This window comes from Pseudarthrobacter sp. NPDC055928 (assembly GCF_042270935.1).
Classification (GTDB): Bacteria; Actinomycetota; Actinomycetes; order Actinomycetales; family Micrococcaceae; genus Arthrobacter.
Window position 1 is genome coordinate 1 of the sequence record NZ_JBHJZH010000023.1, and the last position, 13,480, is coordinate 13,480.

The 13,480-nt window shown below is 62.9% G+C and carries 15 protein-coding genes; 9 read left to right on the plus strand and 6 right to left on the minus strand.

From position 1 onward, the window contains the following. Window positions 1-139 precede the first annotated feature (139 nt). On the minus strand, window positions 140-526 hold the full coding sequence (locus ACFC25_RS20920) for a DUF1844 domain-containing protein (RefSeq protein ID WP_310166219.1): 387 nt from the start codon (window positions 524-526) through the stop codon (window positions 140-142). Between the two features lie 386 nt (window positions 527-912). Here ACFC25_RS20920 and infC point away from each other — a divergent pair, with 386 nt between their 5' ends. The 4 genes from infC (at window position 913) to ACFC25_RS20940 (ending at window position 3,832) form a co-directional block, all read left to right on the plus strand. Next, window positions 913-1,950, plus strand: coding sequence for a translation initiation factor IF-3 (infC, locus tag ACFC25_RS20925; protein WP_376048707.1), 1,038 nt, complete (start codon window positions 913-915; stop codon window positions 1,948-1,950). A 116-nt stretch (window positions 1,951-2,066) separates the two neighbouring features. Continuing rightward, entirely contained in the window at window positions 2,067-2,261 is a 195-nt protein-coding gene (gene rpmI / locus ACFC25_RS20930; protein WP_009358635.1) for a 50S ribosomal protein L35, read from the plus strand. A 116-nt stretch (window positions 2,262-2,377) separates the two neighbouring features. Then, entirely contained in the window at window positions 2,378-2,842 is a 465-nt protein-coding gene (gene rplT / locus ACFC25_RS20935; protein WP_337347651.1) for a 50S ribosomal protein L20, read from the plus strand. Between the two features lie 57 nt (window positions 2,843-2,899). After that, the gene (locus ACFC25_RS20940; protein WP_376048714.1) at window positions 2,900-3,832 is read left to right on the plus strand and encodes a TrmH family RNA methyltransferase; all 933 of its coding nucleotides are present in this window, start codon (window positions 2,900-2,902) and stop codon (window positions 3,830-3,832) included. Between the two features lie 105 nt (window positions 3,833-3,937). On the opposite strand, the gene ACFC25_RS20945 is transcribed toward ACFC25_RS20940, so the two are convergent. Beyond that, window positions 3,938-4,213, minus strand: coding sequence for a GlsB/YeaQ/YmgE family stress response membrane protein (locus tag ACFC25_RS20945; protein ID WP_337347653.1), 276 nt, complete (start codon window positions 4,211-4,213; stop codon window positions 3,938-3,940). A gap of 204 nt (window positions 4,214-4,417) precedes the next feature. On the opposite strand from ACFC25_RS20945, the gene ACFC25_RS20950 reads away from it, so the two are divergent. Continuing rightward, window positions 4,418-5,395, plus strand: coding sequence for a cation diffusion facilitator family transporter (locus ACFC25_RS20950; RefSeq protein WP_337347654.1), 978 nt, complete (start codon window positions 4,418-4,420; stop codon window positions 5,393-5,395). Window positions 5,396-5,443: 48 nt separating this feature from the next. On the opposite strand, the gene ACFC25_RS20955 is transcribed toward ACFC25_RS20950, so the two are convergent. Next, window positions 5,444-6,652 carry an MFS transporter gene (locus ACFC25_RS20955; RefSeq protein WP_376048718.1) on the minus strand — a complete coding sequence of 403 codons (1,209 nt, stop codon included), beginning with the start codon at window positions 6,650-6,652 and terminating at the stop codon, window positions 5,444-5,446. A gap of 81 nt (window positions 6,653-6,733) precedes the next feature. Between ACFC25_RS20955 and ACFC25_RS20960 the strand changes: the two genes are divergently transcribed. Next, window positions 6,734-7,186, plus strand: coding sequence for a (deoxy)nucleoside triphosphate pyrophosphohydrolase (locus ACFC25_RS20960; RefSeq protein ID WP_376048720.1), 453 nt, complete (start codon window positions 6,734-6,736; stop codon window positions 7,184-7,186). A 22-nt stretch (window positions 7,187-7,208) separates the two neighbouring features. Here ACFC25_RS20960 and ACFC25_RS20965 read toward each other — a convergent pair whose 3' ends face one another. Further along, window positions 7,209-8,339 (minus strand): Rv2578c family radical SAM protein, encoded by a 1,131-nt coding sequence (locus tag ACFC25_RS20965; RefSeq protein ID WP_376048722.1) that lies wholly within the window; start codon window positions 8,337-8,339, stop codon window positions 7,209-7,211. A gap of 81 nt (window positions 8,340-8,420) precedes the next feature. After that, the gene (locus ACFC25_RS20970) at window positions 8,421-9,020 is read right to left on the minus strand and encodes a PadR family transcriptional regulator (protein ID WP_376048723.1); all 600 of its coding nucleotides are present in this window, start codon (window positions 9,018-9,020) and stop codon (window positions 8,421-8,423) included. A gap of 161 nt (window positions 9,021-9,181) precedes the next feature. Here ACFC25_RS20970 and ACFC25_RS20975 point away from each other — a divergent pair, with 161 nt between their 5' ends. The 3 genes from ACFC25_RS20975 to ACFC25_RS20985 all read left to right on the plus strand — a co-directional run bounded on the left by ACFC25_RS20975 (window position 9,182) and on the right by ACFC25_RS20985 (window position 12,767). After that, window positions 9,182-10,276, plus strand: a complete 1,095-nt coding sequence (locus tag ACFC25_RS20975) for an aromatic ring-hydroxylating dioxygenase subunit alpha (protein WP_376048725.1) — start codon at window positions 9,182-9,184, stop codon at window positions 10,274-10,276. 28 nt (window positions 10,277-10,304) lie between these two features. Next, on the plus strand, window positions 10,305-11,318 hold the full coding sequence (locus ACFC25_RS20980) for a PDR/VanB family oxidoreductase (protein ID WP_376048727.1): 1,014 nt from the start codon (window positions 10,305-10,307) through the stop codon (window positions 11,316-11,318). Between the two features lie 111 nt (window positions 11,319-11,429). Then, the gene (locus tag ACFC25_RS20985) at window positions 11,430-12,767 is read left to right on the plus strand and encodes an MFS transporter (RefSeq protein ID WP_376048729.1); all 1,338 of its coding nucleotides are present in this window, start codon (window positions 11,430-11,432) and stop codon (window positions 12,765-12,767) included. Between the two features lie 71 nt (window positions 12,768-12,838). On the opposite strand, the gene ACFC25_RS20990 is transcribed toward ACFC25_RS20985, so the two are convergent. Next, window positions 12,839-13,480: an SIMPL domain-containing protein gene (locus ACFC25_RS20990; RefSeq protein WP_376048732.1), complete on the minus strand. Its 642-nt coding sequence runs from the start codon at window positions 13,478-13,480 to the stop codon at window positions 12,839-12,841.

Consider the following 13,480-nt stretch of genomic DNA (forward strand, 5'->3'; position numbering starts at 1 on the left):
GGACCACCATGGTCAGCCCGCCGCCGTCGTCATCCTGCCCAACTAGATAGCAGCAGGTGTCGTTTTGAGCGTCCAAAACGACATCTACTGCCACTTAGTTGGGCTTGGGGGAGGGAATGGGAGTTTGGGGGAGCGCTGGTCAGTTGACCGCGCCGGTGTACTTCTCGCCCGGACCCTTGCCCGGGGCGTCAGGGATGATCGACTCTTCGCGGAACGCCAGCTGCAGCGAACGCAGGCCATCGCGCAAGGGGCCGGCATGCTGGGACCCGATTTCTGGCGCGGCGGCGGTGACCAGCCCGGCGAGGGCAGTGATGAGCTTCCGGGCCTCGTCCAGGTCCTTGAGTTCCTCGGCGTTGTCCTCGGCGGCGAGGCCAAGCTTCACTGCGGCTGCGCTCATGAGGTGGACGGCCGCGGTGGTAATAACTTCGATGGCCGGAACTTCGGAGATGTCTCGGATTTGCTGGGCGACGTCCCCCTGGGCGTCGGCAGCCTGGTAAACGTGTGAATTACTGTCTGGGGTGCTCATACTGGTAAGCTTGTCACAGACCGACTGGATGTCGTTATTTGTTATGGATGATCCCCACCGGCGCTGGGATGCGCTGAGCGGGTTTTTTTCTGTAGAATGGCAGCCAGTTTGCAAGCGGAGTCCTCTCCCACCCGCGTCAGCCGTTTTCCCGAAGGAAGTATTTCCACAGGAAGCAAGGTTGCCGGGTACCTGGTCGGGCGTCACCCAGCTTTTGCGGGGATGATGCGTGCATCCTCCGCGGAGGACCGCACATCCGATCTTCGAGGCCTTCGATTGCTCCGGCAATTGGGGGCCTTCTCTATTTTGCCGGTGGAATACCCCACAACAATCACAGGAGCTTTAACATTAGCGAGCCAAGAATCAATGAGCGTATCCGCGTCCCCGAGGTGCGGCTGGTCGGCCCTGCAGGTGAACAGGTAGGAATCGTCCGTATTGAGGATGCCCTGCGTTTGGCTGCCGAGTCCGACCTTGATCTCGTTGAAGTTGCACCTCAGGCGAAGCCTCCGGTGTGCAAGCTGATGGACTTCGGCAAGTACAAGTACGAGGCCGCCGTCAAGGCACGTGAAGCCCGGAAGAACCAGACGAACACAGTTCTGAAGGAAATCCGGTTCCGCCTGAAGATTGACACCCACGACTACGAGACCAAGCGCGGGCATGCACTGCGCTTCCTCGGCGCGGGTGACAAAGTCAAGGCAATGATCCAGTTCCGCGGCCGCGAGCAGCAGCGTCCGGAGATGGGCATCCGCCTGCTCCAGCGCTTTGCTGACGACGTCGCTGAGGTTGGCGTTGTTGAGTCCAGCCCCCGCATCGACGGCCGGAACATGGTCATGGTTGTGGGTCCGCTGAAGAACAAGGCAGAAGCCAAGGCAGAAGCACGCCGCGCCACGCAGCGTGCGGAGGCCAAAGCGCAGAACGAAGCCAAGGCCACAGGACGCATCGACGTCTCCGGCGACGACCAGGCACCGTTGACGCAGTCACTGGCTGATCTTCTCCCGGAAGGTTTCGCCATCACCACGGAGCCCGAGACCGAGGCACCCGAGGTTGAGGCGCCGGTTGAAACTCCCGCTGAAGCCGCCCCCGCAGCTGAGGTTCCCGTCAAGGAGGCCGCACCGCAGGAAGCCCCGAAGCAGGAAGCGCCGAAGGTTGAGGCCCCGAAGGTTGAGGCCCCCAAGGCTGAAGCTCCCAAGGCGGCAGCCCCCAAGGCAGCACCGGCGCCAGTCAAGGCTCCGGAAGCCCCCAAGGCGCCCGCTGCAGCAAAGGTTCCGGAAGCGGCCAAGCCGGCCGCAGCGGTTCCGGCCCCGGCAGCGCCGAAGCCCGCCGCCGTCCCGATGCCGAAGCCTGTGGCACGGCCCGCAGCGCCGAAGCCTGCTGCGCGTCCCGCCCCCAAAGCGGCGCCGAAGCCGGCTGGCAAGAAGACTACTTAGTTCATAGCTGCCGGAGGCTCTCCTCCGGCAGCAAGCAACCAGCACGCCGCCCGCAGGGGCGGCTGCACGAAAGAACTGCAGACCCTGTCTGCGGACACGTAAGGAGATCGGTTCCCATGCCGAAGATGAAGACCCACAGTGGTGCTAAGAAGCGCTTCAAGCTGACCGGCAGCGGCAAGCTGCGCCGCCAGCAGGCCAACCGCCGCCACTACCTCGAGCACAAGTCCTCCAGGCTGACCCGTCGCCTTGCCGGCGACAAGATCGTCTTCAAGGGCGACGCCAAGGTCATCCGGAAGATGCTCGGCATCTAATTTCCAAGTTTTTTGGCCGCCTGCCTCCTGGCAGCAGCCACCTACCATAAAGCCTTCTCAGGCCGGCCGGGTTTCCGGTAGTAGACGCTTGGGATCAGATTTGAAGGAGTACGCACGTGGCACGTGTGAAGAGGGCGGTAAACGCCCACAAGAAGCGCCGGGTTATCCTCGAACGCGCAAAGGGCTACCGGGGACAGCGTTCACGCCTGTACCGCAAGGCCAAAGAGCAGCTGCTGCACTCGTTTGTGTACAGCTACGGTGACCGTAAGAAGAAGAAGGGCGACTTCCGTCGCCTGTGGATCCAGCGCATCAACGCTGCATCCCGCGCCAACGGTCTCACCTACAACCGCCTGATCCAGGGCCTGAAGGCCGCTGAGGTCGAGGTTGACCGCCGCATGCTGGCCGAGCTGGCCGTCTCCGACGCCAATGCCTTCGCCGCGCTGGTGAAGATTGCCAAGGACTCCCTGCCCGCAGACACGTCCGCTCCCGCCGTCCAGGCTGAAGCTCCCAAGGCCAAGGCAGCCAAGGCTCCGAAGGCTAAGGCTGCAAAGAAGCCTGCTGCTGACGAAGCGGCTGTCTAATAGCCTCCCGTTCTGGGTAGTTCGAGAACCTGCTTGAACAGCAACTAAGGTTCTTATATGAACGAAACCGGGCGCCCGCAAGACCTTCCACTCTCAAACCCCCGAGCTGATCGGGTCAGGGACGTGGCAAGGCTTGCCGGGCGCCCGGCCCGTTTAAAGCGGGGCCGGTTCCTCGCCGAAGGCCCCCAGGCTGTACGGGAAGCCCTGCGCCTCCACCAGCAGCGGCTGGCCGCCGGCGCGCCGGGAGTGGTGCACGAGGTCTTTGCCAGCGAAGCTTGCCTTGACCGCTACCCGGAGTTCGAGGACCTCGCCGAAGGGACATCCGCGCGGCTGGCGACCGACGATGTGCTGGCCGCCATGGCGGACACCGTCAATCCCCAAGGCATCATCGCAGTTTGCGGCTTTGTTGACGTCAGCCTGGAGGAAGTGCTCGACGCCGGTCCCCGCCTTATCGCGGTCCTCTGCCAGGTCCGGGATCCCGGCAACGCCGGAACAGTGCTGCGTGCAGCCGATGCCGCGGGAGCTGACGCCGTGGTCCTCACCGGAGCCAGCGTGGACATCTACAACCCCAAAGCCGTCCGGTCAACGGCCGGTTCCCTGTTCCATCTGCCCGTGGTCCTCGGGGCCGACATTGACGAGGTTGCCTCGGCGTGCCGTTCCCGGGGGATAGGGCTGCTGGCCGCGGATGGCTACGGCACCCTTAACCTGGACACCCTGCAGGACGAGAATGCAGCCCGACGGCTGGGTGCGTCCGCCGCCGAGTCGGCCTACCCGCTGGAAAGCCCTACGGCCTGGTTGTTTGGAAACGAAGCACAAGGGCTTTCGGAGGCTGAACTCACCCTGGCTGACCACCGCGTGGCAGTGCCTGTCTACGGGGCGGCCGAGAGCCTCAACCTCGGTACGGCAGCAACGGTCTGCCTTTATGCCAGCGCACGGTCCCAACAGGGCGGCCTGCCGGTATCGTCCGCAGCGGCAGCATCCGCGGGTTGATCCCGAGGGACTGTGGCCTGGACTTTCGATCCGCAACTTAAATGGCAGGGCCCCGGATGTTCATCCGGGGCCCTTGCGGTGAAATTCTAAATAGTAGGACGGGAATCAGGGTGCGCGCGTGCTTTTGCTGCGTCCCGTGATTGCGCCGTAGACGCCGGCGACTACCAGGCCGCCAACGATGGCGAGGATCCACGTGCCGAGGTCAAAGAATGCAAGGTCGCCCCTGTTGAAGAGCAGGCTGCCAATCCAGCCGCCTACAATTGCACCAACCACACCAAGAACAAGGCTGGTGACCCAGCCGCCGCCCACTCTGCCGGGCATTACGGCCTTAACAATGGCCCCCACTATGAGGCCGAGAATAATCCAAGCAAGAAAACCCATGTCTCCTCCTTATTTATTCGCCGGGACGAAATCTTCCCGATATTGCATCAAGCTAACACACAGCCCCCTTATTGTCAGTAGCCTTACGGCCCGTAAGGGGTGCGTGTCCCACACCTCGGCAGGTACGGTGTTTATGGGCGGAGCTGTGGCCGGCGCCGCGTTTTTCCTGTCCCAGCCCTGTAATCCATAAGAGGTGAAGCCCACGTGGCTGCAACTGGCGGTACCAAGGCGATCGTCGCGGCCCTTGCCGCAAACCTGACAATCGCCGTCCTCAAATTCGTCGCATACATCCTGACACTTTCGTCCTCGATGCTCGCCGAAGCCATCCACTCCTTGGCTGACTCCGGCAACCAGATCCTGCTGCTGGTGGGCGGCAAGCGGGCCAAGCGGGCCGCAAGTCCCGAGCACCCCTTTGGGTACGGGCGCGAGCGCTACATCTACGCCTTCATCGTTTCCATCGTGCTGTTCAGCGTCGGCGGCCTCTTTGCCCTCTATGAGGCGTGGGAGAAACTGCAGCACCCGCATGCCATCGAAGGCGCCTTCTGGTGGGTTCCGCTGGCAGTCCTGGTGGGCGCAATCATCGCGGAGTCCTTTTCCTTCCGCACCGCAATCATCGAATCGAACCACGTGCGAGGGAAGCAGACCTGGGTCAGCTTTGTGCGTACCGCGAAGCAGCCCGAACTTCCCGTAATCCTGCTTGAGGACCTCGGCGCGTTGGTTGGCCTGATTTTCGCCCTCTTCGGCGTGGGGCTCACCCTCCTGACCGGCAACGGCGTCTGGGACGCCATCGGCACCGGCATGATCGGCATCCTGCTGGTGCTGATCGCCGTCGTTCTTGCTCTCGAAACCAAGTCGCTGCTGCTGGGTGAATCTGCCAGCAAGGATAACAGCGACAAAATCCACCGCGCCATCGAGTCTGGTGGGACGCGCGTTATCCACCTGAAGACCCTCCACCTTGGTCCGGAAGAACTGCTTGTGGCGGCGAAAATTTCCGTCGGCGCAGCCGATGCAGGCCGTGACATCGCTGCGGCCATCGATGGAGCAGAGGAAAGGATCCGGGCGGCGGTTCCGATCGCCCGCGTCATTTACCTGGAACCTGACCTCCACCGTGCGGACACCGGGGGCACAGCGCCATCGGAAGCCCCGGCCGGCAAAGCGGGGGAGCAGGACGCCAAAGCCTGAGTCTGCCATGGGACATAGCCCTTGGCCGCTGGCCGCCGATTCACTGGATCAGGCGGTCAGCGGGTTTTTGCGTTCCAGCAGCCCGCTGATGATGGCCACACCCAAGCCAAGGATGGCAAGGACGGCTCCTACAAGGGCTGGAGCAACATAGCCCCAGCCCCAGGCGATCACCACACCCCCCAGGAAGGCGCCCAGTGCGTTGGCGACGTTCAGCGCCGCGTGGTTGAGGGAGGAAGCGAGTGAAGGTGCGTCCGGGGAAGCATCCAGCAGGCGGGTCTGCAGTGCCGGTACCAGCATCGAGCCGGCCGCACCCACAACAAACACCATGACAAACGCGGACCACGGCCATTGCGCAGCGACGGCATAAACCACCAGCGCCACGGCGATGCCGGGCAGCACCCGGTAGATGGTTCCCATTACGGACCTGTCGGCGATCCGGCCACCCACGATATTGCCGGCGACCATGCCCAGTCCATAGAGTGCGACCACCAGCGGGATCAGGGACGACGGGATGCCCGCCACTGATGTCATGGTGTGGGCTATATAGGTGTACGTGGCGAAAAAGCCCCCGAAGCCGACAATGCCAATCAGGATGGCCAGCCAGACCTGAAGCCGTTTCAGCGCCCCGAGTTCGCGCCGGATGCTGGCATCGGGGTGCGCCGCCTGGAATGGCACGAACCTCCAGAGCAGCGCCAGGGTCAACAGTCCGATGGCCCCCACCAGGACAAACAGCAGGCGCCAGCCGAATGCTTGGCCCACCCACGTGGCCAGCGGCACGCCGACGACGTTGGAGACAGTCAATCCGGCCATCACCATGGAGATGGCCCACCCCCGGCGGGTGGGCGACGCGAGCGACGCGGCGATGACAGCCGCAACACCGAAGAACGCGCCGTGGGGCAGACCGGCGGCAAAGCGGGAGACCAACATGGTGCCGTAGTCCGGGGCCAGGAACGAGGTCAGGTTGGCAAGGCTGAAGAAAAGCATCAGTCCAAGGGCCAGGTGTTTCCGCGGCAGTTTGGCTCCGACTGCGGCCAGCAGGGGTGCGCCCACCACCACGCCCAGGGCGTAGGCAGAAATGAGGTGTCCGGCTTCCGGAGTGCTGATGCCAAGGCCCACTTCCACTTCCTTGAGCAGGCCCATCATGGTGAACTCTGTCACGCCGATCCCGAAGCCTCCCATCGCCAGAGAAATGATGGCGGGCGCGATGCCGGGGGACTGGGTCTTCCGGGCGGTGGGTGACTGGATGACGCTGCTCATGTGCCTGCTTTTTCGAAAGGGGAGTGGATTGTGGCGCACGCCCGCGGGCGCCTCATCAATTGTCCCCCATAGACTGGAAGGGTGACTGGACGGATACAGGTAGTTGGCGGCGCAATCCTTGACTCGTTAGCGGAGCCCACCCGGATGCTGGTGGCCAGGCGGACGGCTCCCGAGCAGTTCGCCGGGCTCTGGGAGTTTCCCGGCGGGAAAGTGGAAGCCGGCGAACAAAGCGAGGCCGCACTGCACCGGGAACTCAGGGAAGAACTGGGCGTCGAGGTCCGCCTCGGGGAGGAACTGCCCGCCGCAACGCCCGCTGGCTGGCGCCTGAACGAGCGCGCGAGTATGCGGGTGTGGCTTGCGGAAATTTCCGACGGCGAGCCCCGGCCGCTCGAAGACCACGACCTGCTGCGGTGGATCAGCACCACCAACCGTGACGAAGCTCTCAGCCTTCCGTGGATCCCGGCGGACTTCCCGATTGTCCGGGCCCTCCTGGAATCCTTGGGCACGCTCGTGGGTTCAAGCGTTCCCCGCTGAACTATTTCCCCCCAGGCGTTCGCTAGAACAACGTGGGCTGCTGCTTAAGGCCCGAGGCGGTCGGTGGGGAATCTGCAGCCGGCTTTTCCTGTGTACCGGCAAAGTGAGCAGGCGGAATGCTCCCGGCGGGATATTGTGCTTCCTCGCCTCGGGGATCGTCCTCAAGGTCACGGTGGCTGAAACCGTGGCCGCTTGAAAAGCCATGCCGCTGCTTGAAGAAGCGGACCTTTGCCGCCAGCCACGCGCGGTATTCCTTGGAGGCGTAGGATCCCGTGCCGTAGAGGCGCCGGTACCTGCCAGCCAGCTCCGGGTGGTTCCTGGCAATCCACTGCATGAACCATTCCCGGGTGCCCGGCTTCAGGTAGAGGGCTCCGGCGGTGACGCCCGTAGCTCCCGCGGCAGCCAGGGAAGCGAACAGGGAATCCAATGCTTCATCACTGTCCGAGAGCCACGGCAGGATGGGCATGGCCATGACACCGCAGGGGAGCCCGGCATCGCGTAGCCGGGAGACCAGTTTCAGCCTTGCCCTCGGGCCCGGAGTGCCCGGCTCCACGGCCTCAGACAATGCTTCGTCCGTCATGGCCAACGAGATGCCGACACCCACCGGCACCTGGGCGGCAGCCCTCTTCAACAGAGGAATGTCGCGGGCCAGCAGCGTCCCCTTCGTGAGGATGGACAGCGGGGTGCCGGAGTCCGCCAATGCGGTGATGATGCCCGGCATGAGCTGGTAACGGCCCTCCGCACGCTGATAGGGGTCGGTGTTGGTGCCGAGGGCCACCTGATGGCGGCCCCAGGAAGGCTTTGCCAACTCTTTCCGGAGGACATCTGCGGCATTGACTTTGACCACCACTTGGCTGTCGAAGTCGAGGCCGGCGTCGAAATCGAGATACGTGTGACTCTTGCGTGCAAAACAATAGACGCAGGCATGGCTGCAGCCACGGTACGGGTTCACCGTCCACTCGAATGGCATCCTTGAACCGGCAACCACCTTGTTGAGCACCGATTTGGCAGTGACCTCATGGAAGGTGATGCCGGCGAACTCGGGAGTGGTGACCGAACGGACCAATCCGGCGAGGGGGAGCAGGGCCGGTGATGCCACACTTCCGGCGTCATTGCCGGGCCGCGGCATCAGTGCTTGTGCATCCCATCTCATGCCTCTATTCGAAGATATGTTCGAACTTAAGTCAAGGATGGGTGCGGTACGGCGAGCCGAAAAGAGTTGAGTCAGCCTGAATCAGGTCCCCTGCTGTGAAGGTGCGGGGAATGAATCGATGAGCCGGAGTCCCTGCTTGCCCCATTCGATCTCCGTCTCCGCCCTGGCGATCAGCCCCTCATAGGTGAAGATCTTGTACTCCAAAGTGCGTCTACGGTCCTGCTCGGGGGTTGCTGCCAACCTCTTGTTCAGCATTTCATTGGTGGCTCCGCGCAACTCTGCGATCATTCCGGTCCACTGAGCCCGCCGCATCGTGTGGTAATCGATATGGGCCTGCATGTGCTGCCTGGCCGCGCTTGGCTCGGCCCACTCCAGGTAGGCGGCCTTGAGGTGGACCGGATCGCGCTCGCGGGAGTACTCCAAGGGTGTGTTCATCCACTGCCGGAAGGCGTCGCGGCCTTTGGACGTGATGCGGTATTGCGTCTTCTTCCCGTTGGGTCCCCAGGAGATTTCCTCCGCCTCGAGCAGGGCCTCCTTCGCCATCTTCCGTACTTCGGGGTAGATCTGCGAGTCCGGAGCGTGCCAGACGAAAGCAACGGAGGACTCGAACCGTTTGGCCAGGTCGTAACCGGTCATTGGCTCGACCGTGAGCAATGCCAAAAGCGCGTAGCGAAGACTCATGGGGAATTCCTTTCGAGGTCTTGTCAACTAACTATATCTATAGATAGTGTGCGACCCAAGCCACCATCTATGTACATAGATAGTTGCACTCAGAGAACTGCTCCCACATCAGCATGTGACCCCGCAGCAGATGTTTGCCAGCCCCCCGAAAGAGGTCAAAGATGACTGTGCTCCAATCCACTGGTTCCACCACCAACAAAGTCCTGGGCTATCCCTTGAACGCCTGGTACGTTGCCGCCTGGGACCACCAGGTAACCCGGAAGCCCTTGGCCCGCCGGATCGCCGACCGCCCCTTGGCCCTCTACCGGACGGAGGACGGCCAGGCCGTCGCACTGGCCGACGCTTGCTGGCACAGACTGGCCCCGCTCTCCATGGGCAAAGTGGTGGGCAGGGATGAGATCCAGTGTCCGTATCACGGCATCCGCTATAACTCGGCGGGCCGCTGTACGTCGATGCCGGCCCAGGAGAGCATCAACCCCTCGGCCACGGTGCCTTCCTTCCCGGTAGTGGAGCGCCATCGCTTTGTGTGGGTCTGGCTGGGCGACCCAACCCAAGCGGATCCGGGCCTTGTTCCCGATATGCACCAAATGGACAGCCCGGACTGGGCTGGCGATGGGGAGACGATCTTTGCTCCGTGCAACTACCAGCTGGTCCTGGACAACCTCATGGACCTTACACACGAGGAATTTGTCCACGCCTCCAGCATCGGCCAGGAAGAGCTGAGCGAATCAGAGTTTGTGGTCACGCACGACGACCGGACGGTAACCGTCTCCCGATGGATGCTCGATATCGAGGCCCCGCCGTTCTGGCTGAAGAACCTGCGTGACAAGTTCCCAGGCTTCGAAGGCAAGGTGGACCGTTGGCAGATCATTCGCTTTGAGGCGCCCTCGACCATTCGCATTGACGTCGGCGTTGCCAAGGCCGGCACAGGCGCCCCGGATGGCGACCGCAGCCAGGGCGTCAACGGTTATGTCATGAACACCATCAGCCCGGAGACATCAAAGTCCTGCCACTACTTCTGGGCCTTCATGCGCAACTACTGCCTGGACAGCCAGCTCATCACCACGCAGCTTCGCAACGCCGTGCACGGCGTGTTCGGTGAGGATGAAGCAATGCTGGCCGCTCAGCAGGCTGCCATTGACGCCAACCCGGATTTCGAGTTCTACAGCCTGAATATCGACGCTGGCGGCATGTGGGTCCGCAGGATGATTGAACGGATGCTCCAGGCAGAGGGCCGCATGGTGGCGGCACTCTGAGCAACCACGGACTTCAAGGGGAAACACCATGGCAGCAACCAACAACGAAATCTGGCAGTCGGCGACGGTCGTGGCTGTCTTGGACGTGGCCACAGGCATCCGCCGGATTGAGCTGGAACCGGCCGAGCCGAAGCATGCAGAGCCCGGATCGCACATCGATCTCAGCGTGATGATCAACGGGGCGACGGAGAAGCGCTCCTACTCGGTCGTTGAATCCATTGATGGCGGAAAGAGATTGGCCATAAGCGTCTTCAAGACCCCCGTTTCGCGAGGCGGATCCATCTTCATGCACGCGTTGAAGCCCGGCGACACACTTCGAATCACTCAACCCCTGCAGAATTTTCCACTGCGCGTCGGGGCCAAGCGGTACGTCCTCTTGGCCGGTGGAATTGGGATTACGGCCATTATGCAGATGGCCACGGTGCTTCGAAACGTCAAAGCCGACTACATCCTGGTCTACGCCGGCCGGACGGTACCCGCGATGGCCTACCTGCAGGATTTGCGGGATCTCCACGGGGACCGGTTGCAGATCCACGTTGACGACGACGGCGGCAGCCTGGACGTCACAGCCATGGTTGCCGGCCTCGATATGGAAACAGAACTGTACATGTGCGGACCCATCCGGCTGATGGATGCTGTGCGCCGCGCGTGGGCCGAGAGGGAACTCAACATGCCGAATCTGCGCTACGAAACCTTTGGCAACTCCGGGTGGTACGACCCCGAGGAGTTCCTGGTCCGTATTCCGCGGCTGGGAGTTGAGGCGAAAGTGGGGCAGGGCCGCTCCATGCTCGAGGCGCTGGAGGACGCCGGAGTGGACATGATGTTCGACTGCCGCAAGGGCGAATGCGGACTGTGTGAGGTTCGCATTCTGGATTTGAAGGGCGTCGTGGATCATCGCGACGTCTTCTACAGCGAACGCCAGCAACATGCTGCCCGCAAAATGTGCTGCTGCGTCTCGCGCGCCGTCACCTCTGCCACGGGCTACCGGCAGGACGCTGCAGCCTCCGCGTCATTGGCGGTCGTCACGATCGACGTCTCCTGATCGCGCCTGCTTCGGCACTTCGTGCATCAACTCAAACGGGTTGCGGACATCTCCGCCGCCCTCAACAGAACCAGCTCCCACTAGGGAACTCCTGACTCCAAGGAATACAAGATGGATCTACGCGAACGTATCGACAGGTCCCGGATGTCGCCATACCAATGGTTGATCATCGGGATGTGCGTGCTGCTCAACGCCCTGGACGGCTTCGACGTCCTGGCAATGGCTTTCACGGCCAACGGTGTCACCAAGGAATTTGGCCTTACGGGCTCCGAACTGGGTGTCCTCTTGAGCGCGGGCCTCGTAGGCATGGCCATTGGATCCCTCTGCCTCGCCCCCATCGCTGACGTCATCGGACGGCGGCCGATGATTCTGGCCGCCGTCGGAGTGGCCGGCCTGGGCATGGTGCTGGCAGCCACGGCAGCAGACATGCTGCAGTTGGGCATCTGGCGCTTTCTGACGGGCCTGGGCGTGGGTTGTATCCTGGCCTGCACCAACGTCATCGCCAGCGAATACTCCTCTAAGCAGCGCCGGGGTCTGAGCATTGGGATCTATACGGCCGGCTACGGCGTCGGCGCAACGCTCGGAGGTGCCGTCGCCGTCTACCTCCAGAGCCAGTACGGCTGGCGTTCCGTCTTTGTTTTCGGCGGTATCAGCACGCTCAGCATCCTGGTATTGCTGCTGTTCGTGCTCCCTGAGTCTGTCGACTTCCTCGTGACCAAGAGGCCCCGCAACGTCCTGGACCGGCTCAATCGAATTGCACGCAAAACGGGCCACCCCGAACTCGCCGTCCTGCAGGACGTTCCTGCCCTGGCCAGGAAGAAGCCAAATCCCGTCTCCGACCTCATGTCGCCCGCCAACCGGCGTTCCACGCTGCTGCTCTGGTTGGCCTTCTTCGCCACAATGTTCGGCTTCTACTTCGTCAACAGCTGGACTCCCCGTCTCCTGGTCAGCGCCGGCATGACCGAGAGCCAAGGCATCACCGGCGGGTTGATGCTCACCTTGGGCGGAATTTTCGGAGCCCTCCTGTACGGCGTGATAGCCACCCGGTGGAACAGCAAAATTGTCCTTGTGGTCTTTACCGTTCTCTCGGCCATCATGATGGTCGTCTTTATTTCGGCCGCTTCTGTGCTCATGCTCGCTTTTGGCGCAGGCATACTGGTGGGTGTGCTGATCAACGGCTGCATCGCCGGACTCTACACACTTGCTCCTTCCCTCTACCCCGCGTCCGCCCGCAGCACAGGCGTCGGCTGGGGTATCGGCGTCGGACGTATCGGGGCCATCATTGCCCCGCTGATCACGGGCGCACTCCTCGACGCGTCGTGGTCCGCCGTGCAGCTATACCTCGCCGTCGGTGCCGTAGTACTTATCAGCGCTGTCGCTGTTGGAATGATCCGGTCCAAAGAGCCAGTGGCGAAGGGCGCGTCATTGGAGGAACTCAGCGGAGTCTGACCATATCTGCCAACTGCACTGGCTCCTTACGGCTTCCTGACGCCGAGAGCCTGTGCAGTCCCGGACTTCCTTCAGGCCTGCAGTTCCCACACCACGGTGACGCTGGCGCTGACGCTCGAATGGCCGGCCTCCACACTGATGGCGTCCGTGGCTACGGCCCGCTCGAGCCTGGCCACAGGAACCGGGCCGGATGAGAGGGGGTGCTCGGCAACGGACACCACCGCGCCAAGCCTGGCTGAAGCGAGGGAAGCAAACTGTTCGGCCGCAGCCGCGGCATCCTGCCACGCAGCTTCCCGGGCACGTGACATCACAGCGGATTCATCCGTGAAGCCGAGCTCCAGGCCGTTGAGGCGGACGTCGTCGCCGCCGGCCTCAACCACGTCCGCGATGACCGTGGAGGCAGCGCCCATCTGCCGGAGGCGGACCGTGAGCATGCTCGACGCCACATAACCGGCCACTTTCTGGCCCTCCCCGTCGCGCCAAATCAGCTCCGGCCGGACGTTCAGCCCGGTCGTCCGGATGTCCGCGTCGCCAACGCCGTACTGCCGGAGTACACCGGAGACAGCGGCGGACGCCGTGCCTGCAGCCGCGTAGGCAGCACCCACGCTGTCCCGCCGGCACTCGACGCCGACGGAAATCGTCAGCAGGTCAGGGGGCGCCTCGGCCGATCCTGTTCCCGTCACGGTGATGGTCCTGGTCTTCGCGCCGGCCAT